This is a genomic window from Halomarina halobia, assembly GCF_029338575.1.
GTDB classification, from domain to species: domain Archaea; phylum Halobacteriota; class Halobacteria; order Halobacteriales; family Haloarculaceae; genus Halomarina; species Halomarina halobia.
Genome location: NZ_CP119992.1, coordinates 105,568 through 128,960, shown reverse-complemented (window position 1 = coordinate 128,960; position 23,393 = coordinate 105,568). Strand labels below are relative to the sequence as shown.

20 protein-coding genes and 1 pseudogene are annotated in these 23,393 nt (G+C 70.8%); 8 read left to right on the top strand and 13 right to left on the bottom strand.

Annotated elements, in window-relative coordinates; translation table 11 throughout:
- Positions 1 to 14: 14 nt before the first annotated feature.
- On the top strand, positions 15 to 1,208 hold the full coding sequence (locus tag P1K31_RS00605) for an NAD-binding protein (RefSeq protein WP_276304338.1): 1,194 nt from the start codon (positions 15 to 17) through the stop codon (positions 1,206 to 1,208).
- A 34-nt stretch (positions 1,209 to 1,242) separates the two neighbouring features.
- On the opposite strand, the gene P1K31_RS00600 is transcribed toward P1K31_RS00605, so the two are convergent.
- The 6 genes from P1K31_RS00600 to P1K31_RS00575 form a co-directional block, all read right to left on the bottom strand.
- Complete coding sequence (locus P1K31_RS00600; RefSeq protein ID WP_276304337.1) at positions 1,243 to 1,515, bottom strand: hypothetical protein; 273 nt, start codon at positions 1,513 to 1,515, stop codon at positions 1,243 to 1,245.
- A gap of 170 nt (positions 1,516 to 1,685) precedes the next feature.
- Positions 1,686 to 3,218, bottom strand: coding sequence for an HPP family protein (locus P1K31_RS00595; protein ID WP_379794415.1), 1,533 nt, complete (start codon positions 3,216 to 3,218; stop codon positions 1,686 to 1,688).
- Positions 3,219 to 3,249: 31 nt separating this feature from the next.
- On the bottom strand, positions 3,250 to 4,005 hold the full coding sequence (locus tag P1K31_RS00590; RefSeq protein ID WP_276304334.1) for a guanosine phosphorylase: 756 nt from the start codon (positions 4,003 to 4,005) through the stop codon (positions 3,250 to 3,252).
- A gap of 60 nt (positions 4,006 to 4,065) precedes the next feature.
- Positions 4,066 to 4,557 (bottom strand): hypothetical protein, encoded by a 492-nt coding sequence (locus tag P1K31_RS00585; protein WP_276304333.1) that lies wholly within the window; start codon positions 4,555 to 4,557, stop codon positions 4,066 to 4,068.
- Between the two features lie 149 nt (positions 4,558 to 4,706).
- Positions 4,707 to 5,567 (bottom strand): ATP-dependent ribose-1-phosphate kinase, encoded by an 861-nt coding sequence (locus P1K31_RS00580; RefSeq protein WP_276304332.1) that lies wholly within the window; start codon positions 5,565 to 5,567, stop codon positions 4,707 to 4,709.
- Positions 5,568 to 5,611: 44 nt separating this feature from the next.
- Positions 5,612 to 6,496, bottom strand: a complete 885-nt coding sequence (locus tag P1K31_RS00575) for a DUF63 family protein (protein WP_276304331.1) — start codon at positions 6,494 to 6,496, stop codon at positions 5,612 to 5,614.
- Between the two features lie 515 nt (positions 6,497 to 7,011).
- Here P1K31_RS00575 and deoC point away from each other — a divergent pair.
- The 4 genes from deoC to P1K31_RS00555 all read left to right on the top strand — a co-directional run bounded on the left by deoC (position 7,012) and on the right by P1K31_RS00555 (position 12,759).
- On the top strand, positions 7,012 to 7,644 hold the full coding sequence (deoC, locus tag P1K31_RS00570) for a deoxyribose-phosphate aldolase (RefSeq protein WP_276304330.1): 633 nt from the start codon (positions 7,012 to 7,014) through the stop codon (positions 7,642 to 7,644).
- 257 nt (positions 7,645 to 7,901) lie between these two features.
- Positions 7,902 to 10,181 carry an amino acid permease gene (locus P1K31_RS00565; RefSeq protein WP_276304329.1) on the top strand — a complete coding sequence of 760 codons (2,280 nt, stop codon included), beginning with the start codon at positions 7,902 to 7,904 and terminating at the stop codon, positions 10,179 to 10,181.
- Positions 10,182 to 10,329: 148 nt separating this feature from the next.
- Entirely contained in the window at positions 10,330 to 11,445 is a 1,116-nt protein-coding gene (locus P1K31_RS00560; RefSeq protein ID WP_276304328.1) for an AI-2E family transporter, read from the top strand.
- A gap of 63 nt (positions 11,446 to 11,508) precedes the next feature.
- Complete coding sequence (locus tag P1K31_RS00555; protein ID WP_276304327.1) at positions 11,509 to 12,759, top strand: tRNA (N(6)-L-threonylcarbamoyladenosine(37)-C(2))-methylthiotransferase; 1,251 nt, start codon at positions 11,509 to 11,511, stop codon at positions 12,757 to 12,759.
- Positions 12,760 to 12,798: 39 nt separating this feature from the next.
- Here the strand turns inward: P1K31_RS00555 and bioD are convergent, their stop codons facing one another.
- The 6 genes from bioD to P1K31_RS00525 all read right to left on the bottom strand — a co-directional run bounded on the left by bioD (position 12,799) and on the right by P1K31_RS00525 (position 18,666).
- Positions 12,799 to 13,476, bottom strand: a complete 678-nt coding sequence (gene bioD, locus P1K31_RS00550; protein ID WP_276304326.1) for a dethiobiotin synthase — start codon at positions 13,474 to 13,476, stop codon at positions 12,799 to 12,801.
- Positions 13,473 to 14,732 carry an aminotransferase class I/II-fold pyridoxal phosphate-dependent enzyme gene (locus P1K31_RS00545; RefSeq protein ID WP_276304325.1) on the bottom strand — a complete coding sequence of 420 codons (1,260 nt, stop codon included), beginning with the start codon at positions 14,730 to 14,732 and terminating at the stop codon, positions 13,473 to 13,475. The genes bioD and P1K31_RS00545 overlap by 4 nt, the downstream gene beginning before the upstream one ends.
- 5 nt (positions 14,733 to 14,737) lie before the next feature.
- A complete protein-coding gene (gene bioU, locus P1K31_RS00540; RefSeq protein ID WP_276304324.1) occupies positions 14,738 to 15,766 on the bottom strand; it encodes a (S)-8-amino-7-oxononanoate synthase BioU in 1,029 nt (342 codons plus the stop codon).
- 118 nt (positions 15,767 to 15,884) lie between these two features.
- Complete coding sequence (bioB, locus tag P1K31_RS00535) at positions 15,885 to 16,997, bottom strand: biotin synthase BioB (protein ID WP_276304323.1); 1,113 nt, start codon at positions 16,995 to 16,997, stop codon at positions 15,885 to 15,887.
- 111 nt (positions 16,998 to 17,108) lie between these two features.
- Positions 17,109 to 18,041, bottom strand: coding sequence for a cation diffusion facilitator family transporter (locus tag P1K31_RS00530; RefSeq protein WP_276304322.1), 933 nt, complete (start codon positions 18,039 to 18,041; stop codon positions 17,109 to 17,111).
- 94 nt (positions 18,042 to 18,135) lie between these two features.
- The gene (locus tag P1K31_RS00525; RefSeq protein ID WP_276304321.1) at positions 18,136 to 18,666 is read right to left on the bottom strand and encodes an HIT family protein; all 531 of its coding nucleotides are present in this window, start codon (positions 18,664 to 18,666) and stop codon (positions 18,136 to 18,138) included.
- Between the two features lie 247 nt (positions 18,667 to 18,913).
- On the opposite strand from P1K31_RS00525, the gene P1K31_RS00520 reads away from it, so the two are divergent.
- Positions 18,914 to 19,114: a DUF7835 family putative zinc beta-ribbon protein gene (locus P1K31_RS00520; RefSeq protein WP_276304320.1), complete on the top strand. Its 201-nt coding sequence runs from the start codon at positions 18,914 to 18,916 to the stop codon at positions 19,112 to 19,114.
- Positions 19,115 to 19,159: 45 nt separating this feature from the next.
- On the opposite strand, the gene map is transcribed toward P1K31_RS00520, so the two are convergent.
- Positions 19,160 to 20,056: a type II methionyl aminopeptidase gene (gene map, locus P1K31_RS00515; protein ID WP_276304319.1), complete on the bottom strand. Its 897-nt coding sequence runs from the start codon at positions 20,054 to 20,056 to the stop codon at positions 19,160 to 19,162.
- A gap of 145 nt (positions 20,057 to 20,201) precedes the next feature.
- Between map and P1K31_RS00510 the strand changes: the two genes are divergently transcribed.
- Positions 20,202 to 20,978: a metallophosphoesterase gene (locus tag P1K31_RS00510; RefSeq protein WP_276304318.1), complete on the top strand. Its 777-nt coding sequence runs from the start codon at positions 20,202 to 20,204 to the stop codon at positions 20,976 to 20,978.
- 7 nt (positions 20,979 to 20,985) lie between these two features.
- Positions 20,986 to 23,382: pseudogene (gene ppk1 / locus P1K31_RS00505) on the top strand (polyphosphate kinase 1); the annotation flags it as partial.
- Positions 23,383 to 23,393 lie beyond the last annotated feature (11 nt).

Here is a 23,393-nt window from a genome sequence, read left to right as displayed (position 1 = left end):
TGGTGGCTGGTCGTATGGCGTTGCGACTGCCGCGAGTCCGGGATCTCACCCACCCGCGGGTCGCGGTCCTCCTGACGGCCGCGACGGCCGCGGTAGCGGTCGCGACGGGGATCGGCGCGCTGGCGAACGAGGCCTTCGCGCGGGCCGTGACCCCGGTCCCGGTCGTGGGGGTCGTCAACCCCGACGTTCGACGGACCGCCGCGTTCACGGGGACCCTGGTCGGGTTCCTGCTCCTCCTGAGCGCGAGGGGGCTGCGACGCGGCAGTCGCCTCGGGCGGCTCAGCGCGCTCGCGTTCCTCCCGTTCGCGGCGCTGCTAGGGCTGCTCCAGTCGAACCCGCTCTCGGTGCCGCAGATCGTGCTGGCGCTAGTGACGCTGTTCGCGGTCGTCCGCAACCGGCGGGCGTTCGACCGGCCCAGTAGACTGACCGGCACGCAGCAGGCGACGGCCGTGGCGGTCGTCGGCTCGCAGCTGTACGCCACGCTCGGCGCGTGGGTGCTCAGAGAGCAGTTCAGCGGCGTCGAGACGCCCGTCGAGGCGTTCTACTTCGCGCTCGTGACCGCGAGCACCGTCGGCTACGGCGACGTGACGCCGGCGACGGACGTCGCCCGGCTGTTCGCCACGAGCGCCATCGTCATCGGGACGGCGAGCTTCGCGGCCGCCGCCGGTTCGCTGCTCGTCCCCGCCATCGAGGCGCGGTTCGCGACCTCCCTCGGAACCATGACCGACAGAAACCTCTCGCTGCTCGAAGACCACGTCGTCGTGGCCGGCTACGGCGACATGACCGAACCGATCATCGAAGAACTGGCGGACTCGGAGACGGAGTTCGCCGTCGTCGTCGAGGAACCCGACGACGCGGCCGCGCTCCGCGAGCGGGACTACCTCGTCTACGTCGGCGATCCGAGCGACGAGGACCCGCTTCTGGCCGTCGGCGTCGAGCGCGCCCGCGCGGTCGTCGCGGCGACGGACGACGACGCGGCGGACGCGCTCGCCGTCCTCACCGCGCGCGAACTGAACCCCGGCGTCCGCATCGTCGCCGGCGCGTCCGACCGCGAGAACGTGAAGAAACTCAAGCGCGCCGGGGCCGACACGGTCATCAGCCCGGCGGTGCTCGGCGGCCACCTGCTGGTTCGGAGCGCGCTCGGCACCGGCGGGATGGAGGCGCTCGCCGAGCGCCTCCTCGACGCGACCGACGTCCGCGACCTGTGAACGCGCACCGGCGGCGACGGCCGACCTCGCCGCCTCAGTCGTCGCGGGGCGGATCGGTGGGCGTCGCCCCGAGGGGCGTATCGAGGTACGCGTCGACGTTCAGGACCGCCTCGACGGCGATGGCCATCGCCGTCGAGAGCGACGGGCTCGCCCCGAGGCTCGTCGCGGTCTCGTGGTCGATCCAGCGCTCGCGGTCGGCGTCGTACGTCGTCGACTCGACGACCTCGACAACGTAGCCGACGTCGGCGGCGTCGTAACCGCCGGCGTACGGCACGACGCCTACCTCGACCCGCCCGGTGTGGTGCATCAGACGGAACTCCCGCGTTCCCGGGACACCTCCACGAAGAATCAACACCTCCCAGCGGAACGCCGTCATCTTGCGCCCACTTGGCGCCTGAATCTTTCAACACCTCCGATGCTTGCGTCAGTTCACCGGCGAAACAGTGTGCAACCCTCATCCGCGCGTGACTGTTTCACTCAGTGACGGTGGTTTCGGTCGAGAATCGCCACGTCGCAGCCGAGGTCCCGGACCCGCTCGAACGTCGGACGCGACACGAACCGGGAGGCCGCGCTCCGGTCCTGGCTCGCGCCGATGATCACGAGATCGTAGGCCTCGGCGTTCGCCTCGAGGAACGTCTCGATGGACGACCGCGCGACGCGCGTCTCGACGGCCGCGTCGACCGTCTCGACGGCGTCCGCGAGCATCGCCTCGGCGCGGCGGCGATCGCCCTCGCGGTCGATGCAGTGACAGACCGACACCCGACCGGTTCGGCCGGCGAGCCGCGTGGCGAAGTCGATCATCTCGTGGGCGACGTCGCCCGTCCTCCGAACGGGGACGAGCACCCGCTTCCACGTCGTCCCGCCAAGCGGCCGGTGGACGAGCACGTCGACGTCGCCGCGGAACAGCCGCCGGACGAACGGGGAGAGGCGGCCGCGTTCGGTCTCGTAGGGCGCGGCGATGAGATCGCAGTTGGTCTCGTGGGCGACGTCGAGGACCGTCGAGGCGGGGTTCGGACCCGCCTCCGCGACGGCGACCTGGCACGGGACGCCGACCTTCGTCCGGACGCGCGCCGCCCGCGCTTCGAGGTCCGTGGCGGCCGCCGCCGCGGCCCGACGCTGGACATCGTCCTCCCCCTCGACGTCGGGATCGTGGTCGTCCGCGGCCGTCCCCACCCCGGAGCCCGGCTCGATGGTGCCGTCGGTCGTGGTCACCCCCAGTTCCGGATCGGTCTCCGCGTCCTCGAGGTCGGCGTCGGTGACGAGGTCGAGCAGGACCACCTTCCCGGCCTCGTGGGCGGCGGCGAGGCGCGCGCCCAGCATGGCGGTCGCCTCGCTCCCCCCGTCGTCGGTGCGTATCGGGACGAGCACGTGGTCGTCGCCCCTCGTGGAGCGGTAGAGGTAGCGCGATCGGGCGCTGTAGACGTGTCGCCGCCAGAGGACGAACGCGACGGCGATGAGGCTGCTCGACGCCAGGATGCTGACCACGTACGCGAGCCGCCCGTCGAAGAGGAAGCGTCCGCTCGCCGACTGCGGGACGTCGGCGATGAGGATCAACAGCGCGCTCGAGAACGCCGAGGGCTCCTCCACGTCGAACAGCCACGTGACCGCGCCGGTGAGAAAGACCGCGAGCGCGGCGCTACCCGCGTGGACGTTCGTCGGATCAGCCGGGTACGCGAACGTCCCGGCGACGAACGCCGCCCACCCGCAGACGGCACCCGCGGTCAGTCCCGCGACGAACCGCACCGGCGAGGAGTACTTGCCCCGCGGGTCGGCGAAGAGGGTGTAGGTCCCGGCCGCGAGCGGCGGGAACAGCAGGAACGAGAACGCCGGGAAGGCGTTCGAGATCGTCGTGACGACCGCGATGAGCAGGGGGACGAGCACCAGCACCGAGAGGTGGAGGAGATTGCGCGTCGACTCGAGCCAGACGCGGAACTCGTGGAGTTCGCGCCGCTCGGCGCGTCGGAGCCGCCCGAGGAGTCGGTAGACGCGTTCCCCCTTCACGGTCAGTATCTCGCACGGGGGGCGGTATTGGGCGTTTCGCCTAGAGCTCCGTCGCCGCGGTCAGCGCGATGTGGATGGCGCGCTCGACGTTGTTCCGGGCCCTCTCGGGGAGTTCGTCGTCCTCGGTCTCGCCCTTCTGGGTGCCTTCGACGAGGTTGCCGTCGACGGTGCAGATGGCCCCGGCACGCAGGCCCTTGCGGCGGGCGAGCGTGAACACGGCCGCGGCCTCCATCTCGACCGCCAGCAGCCCCGCGTCCTCCCAGTCGCTGACGTACGCGTCGTCCTCGGCGTAGTACGCGTCGTCGGAGGCGATCGGACCGACGTGGACCCGACTCGCGGCCCCGTCGTCCGCGGACGCGCGCTCGCCCTCGGTCTCGGCGCTCTCGACGAGCGCGGTCAGCACGTCGTAGTCGGGGACCGCGGGGTACTCGACGGACTCGTAGCGCCTCGTGGTCCCCTCGTTCTTCGCCGCGCCGGTGGCGACGACCATGTCGCCGATCTCGATCCCCCGCTGGAGCGCCCCCGTCGTGCCGACGCGGACGAACGTCTCGACGCCGACGTTCGACAGCTCCTCGACGGCGATGGCGGCGGAGGGACAGCCGATGCCCGTAGAGCAGAGCGTGAGCTCTCGCCCCTCGAACTCGGCGTTGACGACCCGGTACTCGCGGTTCTCGGCGACGACCTCGCTCCGCGCGCACTGCGCCGCGATGCGATCGACCCGGCCGGGGTCCCCCGGGATGAGCGCGATGTCGGTCACGTCGCCCGATTCGACCAGGAGGTGGGGCTGCTTGGCCATACCTCCGCCTCCGCCGCCGGGGGTAAAAGTGAGTCGGGATCCGGGTCCGGATCGCCCCCGTCAGGTCAACAGGAGGAGGCCGACCGGGAAGAGGACGACCAGCGCGACGACGTAGACGGCGACCGAGATCGCCCAGTCGCCGCGGACGCGGCCGGCGTCGCCGTCGTCACCTCCATCGAAGCGGGGATGGGCGACGTGGGCGAAGAGCGCGTAGAGGAGGAGGGCGACGGCGAGCGCCGCCGCGACGGCCGGGACGAGCGCCACGCCGAGGACGGAGGGCTCCGTCGGAAGCGCCGCGTCGCCGGCGAGGAAGGCGAGCGCGAACAGCACCCCGGCGAGGATTCCGCCCGTGTAGTGCGCGGAGAGCGCCTCCGTCTCCGTGAGCTCGTCGCGGTCGCGGCCGTAGAGGACCGACGCGGCGGCGAACGCGGGCGTCAGGCCCTCCGGAAGCCGGCGCGTCACCGGGGCCAGCGCCAGCGCCGCGCCGAACCCCGCGAGCATCGCGACGGCGACGACGAGCAGGGGCGACGGCCCGGCCTGTAGTAACGTCATGGCGGAAACCGGGGACGGGGCGGGCATAATCGTGCTGATACTGTCGGACGTACCGTCGCGACGCTACTCGCCACCCCGGGGTGGCGAGATTCTTGAAGAGCGTACGTCCGACAGTATGACTCGTCGCCGTCTCGTCGAGTCCCGTCCGATCAGGCCGGCCCGCAGCGGTCCGCCACGTCCGCCGGATCGAACGGCGGGCGCGTCCCGGGCGCGCCCGCGACGAGCGCGCCGAAGGCGTTCGCGACCGCGAGCGCCCGCTCGTAACCGTCGCCGTCGAGGATCGCCGCGAGGAACCCGGCGGCGAAGGCGTCGCCCGCGCCCGTCGAGTCCACCGCCTCGACGTCGTAACCGGGGTGGTCGATCCGGCCCGCCGGCGTCTCCGCGGTCGCGCCGCCCGCGCCGCGTTTCGTGACGACGACCCGGCCCGGCGGGACCCGCTCCCGGATCGCCTCGGCCTCGCGCTCGTTCAGGAAGACGACGTCGGCGAGCGCGAGCACCTCGTCGTCGGCCCGTCCGGCGAGGCGTCGGCCGGGGTCGAAGCTCACCCCAAGTCCCATCTCGCGGGCGCGCACGGCGAGCGCCGCCGCCGTCGCGGGGTCCTGTCCCGTCAGGTGGAGGTGCTCCGCCCGCTCGAAGTAGTCCGGAGGGACCGTCCCGGTCGAGAACGCCTCGTTCACGCCCTCGGTGCCGAGGACGCAGGTCTCGCCGTCGGGCGTGACGACGAGGTACTTCACGGCGGTCATCCCGCCCTCGACGACCCGGACGCCCCTCGCGTCGACGCCCGCCTCGCGGAGTTCGCGGCGGGCGTTCCGTCCGTCGCGGTCGTCCGCGACCGCGCCGACGAGACCCGAGGTCACGCCGAGGCGGGAGAGCGCGACGGCGACGTTGGCGGCGCTCCCGCCGCCGCCCTCGCGGCGATCGCCGATCCGGGCTTCGGCGTCCGGCGCGGGCAGGGCGTCGACGAAGAGGGTCACGTCCCAGTTCACGTGCCCGGCGCAGACGACGCGCATACCGGGAGGGGAGGAGCGGCGGGGCAAAACCCTGCCGGCCCGGATCAGGGCCCGAGGAGCGCGGCGGAGGCGGGAGAAGCGGCGTATGCGGCGGACGCGACGGGCGTGACGGGATCGGCCATCGCGAAGAGGACGAGGTTGTGCGCGCCGGGGCCGAGGCCGACCGCGGTGACGCCCGCGAGCAGGAGGTACCCCCAGGTCGGGTCCTCCTCGACGTAGTCCGCGAGCACGGCGACGACGAACGCCCCGAGCAGGACCTTCACGAGGACGAACAGCCAGACCGAGCCGACGTACGGTTCGGTCGGCAGGGCCGCGCCGATTCCGATGATGACCTGCGAGAGCGGCGTCTGCTCGCCGAACCCGAGCACGTCGATGCCGACGGCCGTCGAGACGCCGTCGAGCGCGTGCGCGAAGACGCCGAGGAAGCCGGCCGTCGCGGTCGTCCGCACCGCGCCGGGGCGAACCTCGCCGAGCCCGACCCAGGTGAGGCCGGCGACGACGGCCGCGACGACGAGCCCGACGGTCGGCCAGAGGAGTTCCGTGGGCGGGTTCGCGAACGCGACGACGAGCGCGAGCGCGAGGACGGCGCTCATGGCCCCGAGGCCGGCGACGAGGAGCGCCGCGGTGCCGAACCCGGGGTCGGGGTTCGTCAGTGACGCGAGCGCCCAGACGTAGGCCATGACGGCGAACGTCGTCAGGTAGACCGTCGGGGAGCTGAACAGCGGCGCGATCACGTCGGGGAGCACCCCTACCTGGTACAGCGCGTAGAGGCCCGCCCCGGTGACCATCCACGGCGCGAAGGCGACGACCGTGACCTCCGTGACCGTCGGTCGGGCGAGCGCGAGCGAGGCGAGCGCGAGCGCGAGCGCACCCGCGACGAGCAGCAGGTACGGGAGCGCCGGGACGGTGAATCCCTCCGGCAGGAGCATGTCAGGGAGACGAGCGCGAACCCTCGAAAGTCTTTACACCTGATCCGATGGTCGACCCGGTACGGTCTAGATAAGCGACAGCCGTCCGATCAGCCACGCTCCTGGCGGACTGGAAGGGCGAGCACGCTCCGGGACGGCGGCCGACGCAAGCACCGCGCGAGCGCCAAGCGAGCGCGGCGCACAGCGAGGCCCACGACCGGAGCGTGCGAGGGCTTCCTGGAGCAGACCGCCAACCGCTCCTCCCCACCGACACCTCGTAACTAAACAGTGCCGGCGACACGTACGCCCGGAGCCGGGGGCCGAACTCAGCCAGAATCGAAATCATTACTATCTCTGATACGTTCATTTGTGTGATAATAGGGGTGGGTGGGGCCGAACCGACCCAAACGCCTCTGGAGACTGGGACCGCTGTGCCGCCGGGGATACGTCCTGTCGCCGACGGAGGAAGCCCACGACTCACGTCGTGGGAAGACCATCACAATCCGCTTTTGTATCGTCGGTCGCAGGGAGGGGGTATGGACCGCGAGGAGTTCGCCGCACGCATCGACCACACAGTCCTCGGGCCGGAGACGACGCTCGCGGACGCACAGCGCGTCGTCCGCGAGGCGGAGGAGTGGGGGATGAACGCCTGCATCCCGCCGTGCTACGTCGCCGAGGTGAACGCCGACGTCACGGTCGCCACCGTGGTCGGCTTCCCGCACGGCCAGCAAGCCGAGAGCGCGAAGCGGGACGAGGCCGAGACCGCCTGGCGGGACGGCGCGGACGAACTCGACGTCGTGATCAACGTCGGGCGACTGCGGGCAGGCGACGACGGGGCGGTCCGCGACGAGATCGCCGAGGTGGTGGCCGCGACGCCCCTTCCCGTGAAGGCGATCCTCGAGACGGCGCTGCTCACTGACGACGAGAAGCGCCGCGCCTGCGAGGCGGCCCGCGACGCCGACGCCGCGATGGTGAAGACCTCGACGGGCTTCGCCGACGGCGGCGCGACCGTCGGGGACGTCGAACTCATGAGCGAGTACCTCCCGGTCAAGGCGAGCGGCGGGGTCGGGAGCTACGAGGAGGCGGCGGCGATGATCGAGGCGGGCGCGTCGCGCATCGGCGCGTCGAGCGGCGTCGAGATCGTCGAGGGGTATCCCGGAGAGGAGTAGCGAAGCGGAGGGGGATACATAAGAGTGACGGACGGATCGCGAATAGATTAAGCCGCTCGGACGTATATCGGCGATCGTGATCGACCACGCGATCGTCGCGGCCCGTACCGACGGCCGAGCGCGAGCCGGAGTCAGTCAGTAGTTCTCGACACTCTACCCATGCAACGGACAGAATCACCGACACCAGTCTCGCGGTCCGAACCGAACCGGAGCGTCGCCGCCGACCGAGCCACCGACGGTCAGGAGGGAGCGACGTCGTGAGCGAGGAGGAACTGGCGAAGGACCTCGGGCTGCTCTCCGCGCTCACCATCGGCATCGGGACGATGATCGGCGCGGGTATCTTCGTCCTGCCCGGCGAGGCCGCGCGGGAGGCCGGCCCCGTCGTCGTCGTCTCGTTTCTCGTCGGCGGCCTCATCGCGATGGTGAACGCCCTCTCGGTGAGCGAACTCGGCACGGCGATGCCGAAGGCGGGCGGCGGCTACTACTACGTCAACCGCGCGCTCGGCCCCGTCTTCGGCTCCATCGCCGGGATGGGCGACTGGATGGGGCTGGCGTTCGCGAGCGCCTTCTACTGCATCGGCTTCGGGCAGTACCTCACCACGCTCGCGCCGATGCCGACGGTCCTGTTCCTCAACGACATCCAGGTCGGGGCGCTGATCGCGGGGGCCTTCTTCGTCGGTGTCAACTACATCGGCGCGAAGGAGACCGGCGGCATCCAGACGGTCATCGTCCTCGTCCTGCTCACGATCCTCGGGTTGTTCGCCGTCGCGGGGTGGCTCTCGTTCGACTACGGGACGCTCGCCGGCGACGGCGGGCTCGCCCCGTTCGGCACGGGCGAGGTGCTGCCGGCGACGGCGCTGGTCTTCGTCTCCTTCCTCGGCTACGCGAAGATCGCGACCGTCGCCGAGGAACTGAAGGACCCGGGGCGGAACCTCCCCATTGCCATCATCGGCAGCGTCGCCATCGTCACGGTCGTCTACGGCGTGCTGGTGACGGTGATGCTCGGCGTCGTTCCGTGGTCCGAACTCGACCTCGCGGCACCGGTCGCCGACGCCGCGTCGACGGCGTTCCCCGCGTCGGTGACGCTCCCCGCCGTCGGCACCGTCGACGGCGTCGCCGCGAGCGCCGCGGTCCTGATGACCGTCGGCGCGCTGCTCGCGACCGCCTCCAGCGCGAACGCCTCGATCCTCTCGTCGGCGCGCATCAACTTCGCGATGGGCCGCGACAAGATCGTCACCAACTGGCTCAACGAGATCCACCCGCGGTTCACCACGCCCTACCGCTCGATCCTCCTCACCGGAGTGCTCATCGTCGTCTTCATCGCGGCGCTCGGGCGCGACATCGGCGTGCTTGCGAAGGCGGCGAGCGTGCTCCACCTCATCGTCTACGCGCTGATGAACGTCGCGCTCGTCGTCTTCCGGGAGTCCGAGGCGGTCGACTACGACCCCGACTTCCGGGTGCCGCTGTACCCCGCGACGCCGATACTCGGCGCGCTGCTGTCGCTGGGTCTCGTCGCGTTCATGGATCTGATCGAGATCGCGCTCGCGGGCGCGTTCGTGGTCGTCGCCGTCGCGTGGTACTTCCTCTACGCGCGCCGGTACGCCGAACGCCAGGGGCTACTCGGCCGGTACGTCCTCGACCGGGCCGAGTCGATGCCCGACAGCGCGGTGACCGCGGCGACCACCGTCAAGCCGGACGGCGGGGAGTACCGCGTGATGGTACCGCTCTCGAACCCCCGGACCGAGCGGGACCTCATCGAACTCGCGAGCGTGATGGCCGCCGCCCGGGGCGGGACCGTCGACGCCGTCCACGTCGTGACGGTCCCCGACCAGATCCCCCTCTCCGCCGGGGCGGAGCACGTAGAGCAGATCGACGCCGAGTCCGATCGCCTCCTCGAGGCCGCCCGCGACGACGCGGAGACGTTCGACGTCCCCGTCGAGACCCACACCATCGTCTCCCACCGGAGCATCGAGGAGGTGTTCGACGCGGCCGAGGAGCACCGCGCCGACCTCGTCGTGATGGGCTGGGGCGGGTCCCCGTTCTGGTCCGCCGGGCGCGTCAGGGGGACGCTCGACGACCTCACGGGCGATCTGCCCTGCGACTTCCTCGTGCTGAAGGACGAGGGGTTCGACCCGTCCGACGTGCTCGTCCCGACCGCCGGGGGCAGGGACTCCGACCTCAGCGCCGAGGTGGCGCGCGTGCTCCTCGACCGGGGGTCGAACGTCTCGCTGCTCTACGTCGTCGACGGCGAGGACGAGCGCGAGGCGGGCGAGGCGTTCCTCCGCGAGTGGGCGGCGGAGCGCGACCTCGACGACGCGACGGTGCTCGTCGACGACTCCGGCGACGTCGAGGGCGCGATCGGCCGCCACTCCCGCGGCGCGACGATGGTCGTCATCGGCGCGACCGAGCGCGGCCTGCTCTCGCGCCTGCTCACCGGCTCGCTCGTCTACGACATCGTGAACGAGGTGGAGTGCTCGGTGCTGCTCGCGGAGCGCCCGGACGACCGATCGTTCCTGGCGCGGCTGTTCGGGCGCTGAACCCGCCGTTGGAGTTCGATCGCCGCCCCCGACGATCCCGACGGAGCGGCGCGTGTGACGTGCGAAAGTCGGGCGGGCGGCGCGCGAGCGGCACGCCGTCGCACGCGCAGCCCTCGGCCTTTTCCTCGCGACCGGTGTACACGAACGCATGTCACGCCCGTCGCTATCGTTCGACCGCTCCCGCGTCGCGTGGTGGCTCCTGACCGGTTCGCTGGCGGCGCTGTTGCTGTTCGCCGTGTTCAGCCTGATCGGGACGTTCGTCCTCGGGCTGTTCGTTTACTACGGGATGCGCCCCGTCTGCCGCCGGGTTCGGCGGCAGGTGGGATCGCGCGGCGGCGCGGCGGCCCTAACCCTTCTCGCCGTCGCGCTGCCGGTCGCGGTGCTGCTCGCCTACGTGGCGGCCGCCGGCCTGCGGGAACTCGGGCCGATCCTGCGGAACTACGGGACGCTGCTGGAACCGTACCTGAACGTCTCGGCGCTCGAGTCGAACCCGCTGCGGGCGATTCAGAGCTCCGCGACGCCGTCGCCCGACCGGTTGCTCGACGCGCTGGGGGCGTTCGTCGTTCCGACGCTGGCGGGGGTCACGCACCTGTTCGTCGCCGTCACGTTCGCGTTCTTCCTGCTCCGCGACGACGCCCGCATCGCGCGGTGGTTCCGCTCCGAGATCGGTGGGGACGGGACGGCGGCGTACGCCTACGCCACGGCGGTCGACCGGGACCTGGGGACCATCTACTTCAGCAACGTGCTCCTCGTCTTCCTCGTCGCGGGGCTCTCGCTCGTGGTCTACCACGGCTACAACCTCCTCGCGCCGGCGGGCCTCTCGATCCCCTTCCCAACCGTCCTCGCGCTGCTGACCGGCGCGGCCAGCCTCGTGCCCCTCGTCGTCGGGAAGGTGGTGTACGTCCCGCTCGCGGCCTACCTGGGCTGGCGAGCGATCGAAGCTGATCCGTCGTCGCTGCTCTACCCGGCGGGTCTGTTCGCGGTTGCGCTGCTCGCGCTGGACCTCATCCCGCTCACCTTCCTCCTCCCGAAGATAGCGGGGCGCAAGACCCACGTCGGCCTCGTGATGTTCGCCTACGTCGTCGGGACGATGCTGTTCGGCTGGTACGGCCTCTTTCTCGGCCCCCTGCTGGTGGTCCTCGGGATCCAGGTGGTCCGCGTCGTCCTCAGCGAGCTGATCCACGGGGAGCCGGTCACCCCCGCCGTCCGCGCGGCCGACGCGATGGGTTCCGAACCGAAGGGGGCCGCCGGGGAGTCGGACTAGGAGGTGTCGGCGAAGCGTCGGCCTTTTGCTCGCGCGCGCCCCAGCACGGAACGGAGACAAGACATGGCCCGCTACCACATCGAGACCTACGGCTGCACCGCCAACCGGGGCGAGAGCCGCGTCATCGAGCAGGCGCTCAGGGACGGCGGGCACCACCGGGCCGAGGGCGTCGGGGAGGCGGACGTGGCGATCCTCAACACCTGCACCGTAGTCGAGAAGACCGAGCGCAACATGCTCAGGCGGGCCGAGGAACTGGAGCGAGAGACGGCGGACCTCATCGTCACCGGGTGCATGGCGCTCGCGCAGGGCGAGGAGTTCCGCGAGGCGGGCATCGACGCGCGGGTCCTCCACTGGGACGACGTGCCCGGGGCCGTCCTCAACGGCGAGTGCCCGACGCCGACGCCCGACTCGGAGCCCGTACTCGACGGCGTCGTCGGCATCCTGCCCATCGCGCGGGGCTGCATGAGCGACTGCTCGTACTGCATCACAAAGCGGGCGACCGGGCGGATCGACTCGCCGCCGATCGAGGAGAACGTGGCGAAGGCCCGCGCGCTCGTCCACGCCGGGGCGAGGGAGATCCGGGTCACGGGCCAGGACACCGGCGTCTACGGCTGGGACGCGGGCGAGCGGACGCTCCACGAACTCCTCGATCGTATCTGCGACATCGACGGCGACTTCCGCGTGCGCGTCGGGATGGCGAACCCGAAGGGCGTCCACGGCATCCGCGAGGAACTCGCCCGCGTGTTCGCCGAGAACGAGAAGCTCTACAACTTCCTGCACGTCCCCGTCCAGTCCGGGTCGAACGACGTGCTCGGGGACATGCGCCGCCAGCACCAGGTGCGCGAGTTCGTGGAGGTCGTGGAGACGTTCGACGCCCGCCTCGACCACTGGACGCTGTCGACGGACTTCATCGTCGGCTTCCCGACCGAGACCGACGAGGACCACAGAAAGAGCCTCGAACTGTTCGAGCGGGTGCGCCCGGAGAAGGTGAACGTCACGCGCTTCTCGAAGCGCCCCGGCACGGACGCGGCGAAGATGAAGGGCCTCGGCGGGACGCTCAAGAAGGAGCGTTCGAAGGAGATGGTCGACCTGAAGATGCGCCTCGTCGGCGAGGCCTACGAGGAGATGGTCGGGGAGACCCGCGAGGTGCTCGTCGTCGAACCCGGGACGGGCGACTCGGTGAAGTGCTACGACGAGGCCTACCGGCAGGTGATCGTCACGGACGCCGAGGAGCACGGTATCGAGCCCGGGGAGTTCCACGAGGTCGAGATCACGAGCGCGGAGACGGTCTACTGCTTCGGCGAACCGATCTGACGCTCGCGCGGGACGCGGTCCGTCGAGAGCAGCGAGCTCTCACGCGAGCGCGGAGTCGAGTATCGACCCCGGGAGGTGCTCGCGGACGAGCGGGATCGCCGCCCGGGGGTCCGTGAGGTCGGTCGGGGGGAGGGTTCGAACCCCGATACCGACCATCCGCTCGAGGACGGCGGGATTGGTCCGCTCGGCCGCCGTCGCGCCCTCGAACTCGTTGAGGACGACGGCTCGTACTTCGACGTCACGACGTTCGAGCGCCTCGACCGTGAGCGCGGTGTGGTTGAGCGTCCCCAGTCCGGATCGGGCGACCACGACCGCCGGGAGGCGGAGGTCGGCGACGAGGTCGACGACCTCGCGGTCGGCCGTCAACGGCACGCGCAACCCGCCGATCCCCTCGACGACGCCGACCTCGGCGTCCGCGAGCGCGCGCTCGCAGCCGTCCCTGACGGCCGCGTACGACAGCGTCCTCCCCTCGCGCTCGGCCGCGACGGCGGGGGCGAGCGGCGGGCCGAACCGTTCGACGCAGGTCGCCGCCGCGTCGGTGCCGCAGGCGTCGGCGACGAACCCCGCGTCGTCGTCGGGGGGACAGCCCGTCTGGGCCGGCTTGATCGCGCGGGCGTCGACGCCCGTTTCGCGGAGCCAGCCGACCAGGCCGGCCGTGACGACCGTCTTCCCGACGCCGGTGTCGGTCCCGACGACCGCGAGACCGCGGGGACTCACAGCAGCCCCTCGGCGCGTCCCGCCGCCTCGAACGCGGCGAGACAGCGGTCGATCTCCCCGTCGGTGTGCGTCGCCGTCGGCGCGACGCGAACGCGACTGGTCCCGTCGGGGACGGTCGGAGGGCGGATCGCCGGGGCGACGATACCGCGTTCGCGGAGGCGCTCGCCCAGCGACAGCGCCGCCGCGGGCTCGCCGACGACGAGGGGGAGGATCTGCGTCTCCCCGCGAACGTCGTACCCCATCGACGTCAACCCCTCGCGGAGGCGCTCGACGTTCCGCCAGAGCCGGTCGCGGCGGTCCGACGAGCGAGCGACGCGCAGCGCCTCCCGGGCCGCTCCGACGGCTGGCGGGGCCAACCCCGTCGAGAAGACGAACGGACGCGCCGCGTTCAGCAGGTGTTCGACCAGGGGCTCGCTTCCGGCGACGTAGCCGCCCTGACTGGCGAGCGCCTTCGAGAGCGTTCCCATCTGGACCTGCACGCGATCGGCGAGCCCCTCCCGCTGGACGATTCCGCCGCCGTCCCCGTACAGCCCCGTCGCGTGCGCCTCGTCGACCATCACCCACGCGCCGTGGCGTTCCGCGACGTCGCAGACGTCCGGCAGGGGTGCGACGTCTCCGTCCATGCTGAACACGGAGTCGGTGACGATCAGCCACCGCTCGCCGTCGGCTCCCTCCCGCTCCCGACGGGCGAGCGCGTCGGCGAGCGCATCCGCGTCGCAGTGGTCGTAGACGACCGTCTCCGCCCCCGAGAGCCGACAGCCGTCGACGATACTCGCGTGGTTGGCTTCGTCCGAGAAGACGACGTCCGCTCCGAGCGCCGCGATAGTCCCGACGTTCGTCGCGTAACCCGAGGAGAAGACGAGCGCGCGCTCGGCGTCTTTCGCGGCCGCGAGATCCCGTTCCAGCGCGCGGTGGCAGCCCGTGTCTCCCGTGAGAAGTCGGCTCGCGCCCGCGCCGGTGCCGACCGCCTCCGCCGCCGCCGTCGCGGCGCGCCGGACGCGCTCGTCCGCGGCCAACCCGAGGTAGTCGTTCGCGGCAAATATCAGCCGCTTCTCCTCGTACTCCGGTGGGGACCCCCCGGGATCGGGAGCCGTCCGCGAGCGCGGGCCGACCCGGTCGACGGGCGTGAGGTCCCGTCGAAGGTCGCGGGCCTCGCGCTCGGCGAGGCGGGCGGCCGGGTCGAAGCCGTGGGCCGCCCCGTCCGTCGGTCGCTCCTCGTCGGCCGCATCCGGCCGGGGGTCGGTCGCTCGATCCATCGACTTCAGAACCCCGGCATCAGCTCCGCCGGGCCGAAGACGCCGTACTCGCCCGCGCGATTCCGTCCGACCGCCGCCTTCAGGTACCCCAGCGCGGGACCGTTGACGTTCGCCGCCATGCTCGTGGCGTCGTCCAGTCGGAAGACGTTCGTCCCCCGCGCGCCGTCGAACGTCGTGCCCGTCACCCGCACGGTCGTGGTCGTGGGCTTCTCGTCGGAAGTGAGGTCGAGGACGCCGCCGACGGTGACGTCCTCGGCGTCGCAGATCCCCGCCCGCTCCAGCAGGACGTCGTCCGCGTGTGCCATGTCGTGGAACTCGAGGACGCCGTCGTGCTCGTCGACGATCGCTTCGATCTCGTCGTCGCTCATCCCGCGGACCGTCTCGACGTCGTACCCGTCGAGGTGCGCGACGTCCTCGCGGACCGTTCCCCGGTTGTCCCGGTAGCCCGATTCGAGGCCGACGCCCCACCAGATCTCGACCTCCTCGACCTCGACGAACGACTGGGCGGCCAGCGCCGCCGCGCCCGTCAGGAAGCCCGGCGTCGCGCCCGCCCCGCAGACGAACGTGACGCCGCGATCCTCGAACGCGTCGGCGCGGTCGTCGAGCATCCCGATGACCCGCGAGCGCTTGAGCACGTCGACGAGGACGCCCGAGTAGTCGGCCGCCACGAAGCGATCGGCGACCCGCGGGATGAAGTCGTGTTCGAGGTTCGGGAGCGCGATCAGCACCGCGTCGATGGCGTCGCTCTCGGCGACGACGTCGTCGATCGGCGTATCGGTCGGCACGGCCTGCCTCGAGGCCGCGACTCCCGTTCCCTCGCTCGCCTCCCCGACCGCGGACGCGCCGCCGTCGGAGGCGACGTTACCCTCCGTCGCGGCCAGCAGTTCGTCCACGTCGAGTCCGTCGTGATCGATCGCGACGCCGTCGCGGTCGCAGGCCGCGACGGGAACGAGGTCGTCCCTGTGCTTCGAGACGTCGAGCGTTCGTCGGCCGATACCTCCGGTACCGAGTACGGCGAATGTAATGTCGTTCATCGTCGCGTCGAATGTGGTCGGTCGGTGTGTCGTCGGTCGGTGTGTCGTCGGCCCGTACCCGTCGACGACCGTCGACGGGCGTCGGTGGTCGTCGTGGCCGTGGGAGCGGTACTCCGGGTCACTCGTTCGGCCCCGCGCCGCTCGCGATCTCCGCCGTCCCGTCCCCGTCGCAGTCGCCCGCAGTGCGGGCCTTGACCGCCTCCGGATCGAATCCGTTTACGGCCGTGTTCGGCGACAGCCCGGCCCGCTCGACGACGCGGATGTCGTCGCCGGGCGACTGGCCCTCGGTGGTGAGGTAGTCGCCGGTGAGGATGCCGTCCGCACCGGCCTGGAAGGGGAGATGCTGTTCGTCCTCGTCGAGGTTGACCTCGCGCCCGCCCGTGAGCCGCACCCGCGCGTGCGGGTGGAGCAGTCGGTAGACGGCGACGGTCTCGACGATCTCCTCGGTGGAGATGGCCGCCGAGTCGCCGAGCGCATCGCCCAGCGGCGTCCCGGTCACGGGGTTGAGCACGTTCACCGGCAGCGAGGAGACGCCCACCTCCTGGAGCGCGACGGCGGCCTCCACGCGGTCGGTCGGCGTCTCGCCCATCCCGAGGATGACGCCCGCACAGAGGTCCATCCCGGCGGCCTTCGCGCGTTCGAGCGTCGTTACCCGATCCTCGAAGGAGTGGGTCCCGACGACCTCCGGAAAGAAGCGCGGGGAGGTCTCGATGTTGTGGTTGTAGTGACCGACGCCCTCCGCGGCGAGGATCCGCGCCTCCTCCTCGGTGAGGAGGCCGAGGCTCGCGTCGACCGCCACGTCGGTCTCGTCGCGCACCAGGCGAACCGCTTCGAGAACCCGCTCCCACTCGTCGGGACGACGGTCCTTGCTGACGCCCTTCTCGGCGACGACGATCCCGAACCGCTGGGCACCGTCGCGCTCGGCCCGCTCGGCCGCCTCGAGGATCGCCTCGGGGTCGAGGAGGTCGTAGGTGTCGATGCCGGTGTCGAAGTGGACCGACTGCGCGCAGAACCCGCAGTCCTCCGCGCAGTTGCCCGCCTTCGCGTTCACGATACTGCAGGCGTCGACCGTGTCGTCGCCGAACCGGGCGCGGACGGCGTCGGCCGCCGCCGCGAGGTCGTCAGTCGGCTGTGCGAGCAACGCCAGGCCGTCGGTTCGGTCGAGCGACTCGCCGGCCAGCACCCGCGCGACCGCGTCGTCGATCGTCCGATTTCCCGTCTCGTAAACCACGATCGCAATGCCGGTTGACGGCGTGATAAAACCCCGGGGTTGGTGAGATTCCTACCGGACTGACGCTCGAACGAGAGGACGGGATCGCGGGTCGTCGTGAGCGAAGCGGGCTCAGGCGTCCGTCGACCCGTCGAGGTCGACACGCTCTCCGCTCTCCTCGCACTCGTCCTTCCACTCCCCGAGTTCCCTCGGGTCGAGGTGGACGAACACGTCGTCGATCGCGTCGATGTCGCGGATCGCCGTGGCGACGTCCGTCTCGATGTCGTGGGCCTCGGCGACGGTGCGGTCGCCCTCGATCTCGATGTGAAGGCTCACGTCCACCTCCGGGCCGACGTAGTGGGCCACGACGTCGTGCACCCCCTCGACCTCGGGGTGGGAGAGCGCCCGGCCGACGATCTCCGCCTGGAGTTCCTCGGACGGCGCCGCGCCCACGAGGTAGTTCACGTTGTCGCGGACGATCTCGACGCCCGCGTAGAGGACCCCGAGGGCGACGACCGCGCCCGCGAGCGGATCGAGAACCGGGGCTCCGAGGGCCGCGCCGAGAACCCCTGCGAGCGCCGCCCCCGCGGTGAGGATGTCGGCGCGGTTGTCGAGCGCCGTCGCCTCCAGCGCGGGCGAGTTGTACTCCGCCGCCACCCGGATGCAGTAGCGGTAGAGGAGGTACTTCGCGCCCGCGCCGACGGCGAGGACGCCGGCCGCGAGGGGGCCGTCGTGACCGCCCGCCCCGCCCGCGAGCACCGCCTCGATCGCCTGCCAGAGCACGACCCCGCCGGCGGCGAAGACCCCGAGCGCGACGAACAGCGAGACGAACGGCTCGATCCGCTCGTGGCCGTGCGGATGGACCTCGTCGGGCGGTTGCGTGGTGAGGTAGAGGCCGCCGACCACGATGAGGCTGTACGCCGCGTCCGCGAGGCTGTTGACCGCCTCGCTCCCGACGGCGATGCTCCCCGTCGACAGGTAGACGCCGCCCTTGGCGAGCGCGAGCAGCAGGTTGACCCCGAGGATGACGAGGCCGACGCGGCGGAGGGCGGCGACGCGGTCCATACCCCCTCGTTGGGATCCCCCGGTAAAGTCGCTTCCCGTTTATTCGTCGAATTCAGGCATTAGACGCGTCGAAAACGCCGTTCGAGCTCGATCGTCACAGGCGCACCGCGCCGGCGTCCGCGACGGTCGCCCCCTCCCGCGCCGCGAACGCCTCGTGGAGGCGGTCGTAGGTCTCGTCGATGGCCTCGACGATCACCTTCGTGTCGGCGATCACGGGCATGAAGTTGGTGTCGCCGCCCCATCGGGGGACGACGTGGGTGTGGAGGTGGTCGGTGATCGAGCCGCCGGCGGCACCGCCGAGATTCAGCCCCGCGTTGAACGCGTCCGGCCCGAGCGCGGCCTCCAGCGCGTCGAACGTCGCCTGTTTCAGCCGCGCGTGGTCGAGCAGTTCCTCGTCGTCGAGATCCCGGTAGTCGCCCGTGTGTCGATAGGGAATGACCATCGCGTGCCCGGGGTTGTAGGGGAAGTTGTTCAGGAGCACGTAGGCGTGCTCCGACCGGGCGACGATGCGGTTCCGCCGGTCGTTCGTCCCCTCGGGCAGCTCGCAGAACACGCAGCCGTCGACGTCGTCGGACCGGTCCCGCTCGACCCACTCGATACGCCAGGGGGCGACCAGTTGCTCCATACGACGGGGACGTATTCCGTCGCGTAAAGCGTACGGATTCGGCCCGTTCCGGGGACGCCAACCCTTCTTAATAATATTGGCTCAGAAACTGATGAAACGGGTTGAAACAATCCGAGCAACAATTATGAACTGTCTCGTACCCTCTCGACGCTTCGTTCGCAAATAACGTCCCCGTCCGTCGGTTTTCTCGTAAACGACCCCCAACGAAAATCGGTTTTTATACCCCCGTCAGGAGTAGGGCGGGCCGATGGCAGCAACACGCAACCAGTCGAACGACATGCTCGAGGGCTGCGCCGAGTGCGGGCGCGAGACGCCGCATTCCGTCCGCCTCGAGATACGCACCGAGAGCCAGAAGTCGGAGAACGCGCAGTTCTCGCGCGAGCCCTACCGCGTCAGCACGTGCCGGGTCTGCGGGGGGGAGACGGCCATGCGGATGAACAACGCCTGAGCTACCGCATTCTACTGCCGGTACTGTGTTCGGTGAGCCGAACGACTAGCGAGAGCGCGTCGTCACCTCGCACCCCTCCTCGGTGACGATGACCGTGTGTTCCTTCTGACTGACGAGCGTCCCCTCCGCCTCCTGGAGGACGGGATAGCCGTGGACGATCCCCTGCTGTTTCAGCCGTCGGAGCGCCATCTCCGCGCGGTCGACGTCGAGCCAGCGGGTGGCGAACGGCAGCGTTCGGAACTCCTCCGTGATCTGGTCGAGCGCCTGCCTGGCCTGCCGGTTGCGGATCGGCCGCTCGCGTTCGAGCGCGAAGATCTCCTCGGTCGGTCCCTCGCCGACCTTGCCGCTGCCGTCCGTGGCGAACGGTTCGAGGGCGACGACGTCGCCGACCGCCAGTTCCACCCCGGAGTCGACCGCCCGATTGGGGATGTTCGGCGGGACGTGCTGCTGCCAGTGGCCGAGGCCGTGTCCGGTGAGGTTGACGACGGGGTTGTAGCCGTACCCCTCGATGACGGACTCGATCTCCGCGCCGATGTCGCCCGTCCGGACGCCCGGTTCGACGACGTCGAGGGCCGCGTCGAGGGCCTCGGCGCTCGCCTCCACCAGGTCGTCGTGGCCCGAGAGGTCGACCGTGATCGCGGTGTCGGCCAGCCAGCCGTCGACGTGGACCCCGATGTCGAGGTTGACCATCTCCTCGCCGAACGTCGCCTCGTCGTCGATCCCGGGGGTGGCGTGGGCCGCCTCGTGGTCGATCGAGATGTTCACCGGGAAGGCGGGTTCGCCGCCCAGTTCGCGGATGCGGTCCTCGGCGTACTCGGCGATCTCGAGGTGGCTCTCGCCCACGTCGACGCGCGCGGCGGCCTCGTCGCGGGCCTGTGCGAGGATGCGCCCCGCCTCGCGGTGCTTCTCGTACTGTTCGGCCGAGAGGTCGGCGTCGCTCATACTCGAGCACTCGCGGGAGCGGGAGATAGGGCTTGTGTTGCACGAGGACCCCCGTCGCACGCGAGGCCCGCCCTCGTGAGAGCTACGGAACGATATTGAACGGTCATAGCAACGGCTTATTCCGCCGCGCGGAACGTATCGTCAAATGCCGAACACGCCGCGCGGGGAGGTGACGTCCGTTCGGGGCACGGACGGGGGGACGCCGAACGGAGCGGCGGACGTCCCGTCGTTCGCCTCCGACGTCGCCGCGCGCCACGAGCGCGTCGACGCGACCGCCTGGGACCGGATCGTCGTCGTCGGCGACGTCCACGGCTGTTACGACGAACTGCTCGACCTGCTCGACCTGCTCGACCCGGGCGAGGACGACCTGCTCGTCTTCGTCGGCGATCTCATTCGGAAGGGCCCCGACAGTCGCGCCGTCGTCGAACTCGTCCGGGACAGCCCGAACATGCGCGCCGTGCGCGGGAACAACGAACAGAAGTACGTCGACGACCGCGTGGCGTGTCCCGCGCTCGCGCCGGTCACCGAGTACATCGAGTCCCTCCCGATCGTCCTCTCGTGGGACGGCGCGGCGGTCGTCCACGGCGGCGTCGACCCGCGCCGACCGCTCTCCGAGCAGTCCGTGGATGGGTTGCTCAACGCGCGGGCGGTTCCCCCGGAGAACGGCTACGACGGCCCGTTCTGGTTCGAGACCTACCGGGGACCCCCGCGCGTGTTCTTCGGTCACACGGTCCTCGACGCGCCGGTTGTCGGCGAGTGGGCCGTCGGCCTCGACACCGGCTGCGTCTACGGCGGCGAACTCACGGCCTACGACTGCTCTGTCGACGAGACGCGGTCCGTCCGCGCGCGCGAGACGTACAGGAAGCGCGCAGATCGGAAGATACTGGATCCGGACGGGTCGGAGATCGACACTCGAGACTGACCCAGCGATGCCCGAGAACGACGGTACGACGGACGGCGCACCCGATAGCGCGGCCGACGGCGTCGCCGCCGACCGCACCGGGGTCGCGGAGCGCGCCGAACCGAACGACGCGATCGCCCCCGACGTGGACCTCTCGGAGCCGCGGTACTACCTCAACCGCGAGCTGAGCGAACTGGCGTTCCAGCGGCGCGTGCTGTTCGAGGCGCTCGACGGGCGCAACCCTCTCCTGGAGCGGGTGAAGTTCCTCGCCATCTTCACCCGGAACGTCGACGAGTTCTTCATGAAGCGCGTCGGCGGGCTGAAACAGCTGATCGCGGCGGGCGTCACGGAACGCTCCCCGGACGGTCGCACCCCCGAGGAGCAACTCGACGCGGTGCTCGAGGCGGTCCGCCCGTCGTTGAGGCGGCAGGTCGAGTGCTACCGCGAAGAGATCAGGCCGGCGCTCGCCGAGGCGGGCGTCCACGTCCTCGACTCCGACGACCTCGCGCCCGCGGAGCGGGCCGACCTGCGCGAGTACTTCGAGGCGTCGGTGCTGCCGACGCTGACCCCGCTCACGTTCGATCCAGCCCACCCCTTCCCGTTCATCTCGAACCTCTCGCTGTCGCTGGCGGTGCTGACCCGCGGCGAGGACGACGACGAGCCGCGATTCTCGCGGGTGAAGATCCCCGGCAACCGCCCGCGGCTCGTTCGGGTGGGGGAGGGAACGCGGTTCGTCCCCCTGGAGCAGGTCGTCGGGGCGAACCTCGACCTGCTCTTTCCCGACGTCGAGGTGCTCGACTACTCCGCGTTCCGCGTGACGCGCAACGCCGAGGTGCGCCGGAACGAGGAGGTCGCGGAGGGCCTGATCGAGATGATCGAGGGCGTCCTCCGCGAGCGCCGGTTCGCGACGGTGGTGCGACTGGAGGTCGAGGACGACATGCCCGAGTCGGTCCGCGAACTGCTCGTCGACCAGCTCGACCTGGACGAGCGGGAGGTGTTCGAGCGACGGGGCCCCCTCGACTTCCGCGACTTCGCGGCGCTCTGCGACCTCGACCGACCCGATCTGAAGCTCGACCCGTGGACGCCCCGGCCCCACCCCCGGCTCGCGGGCGAGGAGCGCGACGTCTTCGCCGAGATCCGCCGGGCCGACGTGCTCGCGCATCACCCGTATCACTCCTTCGAAGAGACGACCCAGCGGTTCCTGAGCGAGGCGGCCCACGACCCGGACGTCCTCGCCATCAAGGCGGCCATCTACCGCACCGCGCACGACTCGAAGGTGATCGAGAGCCTCATCGAGGCGGCCCACAACGGCAAGCAGGTCGCGGTGATGGTCGAACTGAAGGCGCGCTTCGACGAGGAGAACAACCTCCGGTGGGTCCACCGCCTCGAGGAGGAGGGCATCCACGTCGCCTACGGAACCGTCGGGTACAAGACCCACTCGAAGGTGGCGCTCGTCGTCCGCGAGGAGGCCGACGGCGTCCGCCTCTACTCGCACGTCGGCACCGGGAACTACCACTCCGAGACGGCGAAGACGTACGTCGACCTCGGGGTGCTCACCGCGGACCAGGACGTGGGGCAGGACCTCACCCGGCTGTTCAACTTCTTCACGGGTCACTCGCTGCAGAGGGAGTACCGCGAGCTGCTGGTCGCCCCCGTCAACATGCGCGAGCGGTTCGTCGATCTCGTCCGCCGGGAGGCGGCACACGGCGAGGAGGGCCGGATCGTCGCGAAGATGAACGCGCTCGAGGACCCGCGTATCGTCGAGGAACTGTACCGGGCGTCGATGGCCGGCGTGCGCATCGATCTGATCGTCCGGGGGATCTGTCGCCTCCGGCCGGGCCTCCCCGACGTGAGCGAGACGGTGACCGTCCACAGCGTCGTCGGTCGGTTCCTCGAACACTCTCGGATCTTCTACTTCGAACACGCGGACCCGCAGTACTACGTGGGCAGCGCCGACTGGATGACGCGGAACCTCGACCGACGGGTCGAGGCCGTCGCGCCCGTCGACACACGCCACCTCCAGCGCGAACTCCGGGGTATCCTCGACGTGACGCTCTCGGACAACCGTAAACGCTGGACGATGAACCCGGACGGCACCTACGCCCAGTGTCGCCCCGCCGACGGCGAGGAGGTACGAAACGCCCAGGAGAGACTGATGCGACGCGCGCGCGTGAGCGCGCGAAGGAGCGCAAGCGTACCGCCGAGACCACAGACTACGAGGGGCCGCTCGCGGATCTGCGCGAGGGGGATCGCGAGTGACGGGCGACGAGCGCGACCTCGCCGTCGCGCTGGCGGCGGATCGGCGCTTCGACCCGATTCTCGTCGAGGGGGTCGTTGCGGTCCGCGAGAGGGACGGGCGACGAACCGACGGGACGTCGCCGCGGACGGCGGTCGACCGACGCGAGCGACGCCGCACGCTAGCGGACGCCGGGACCG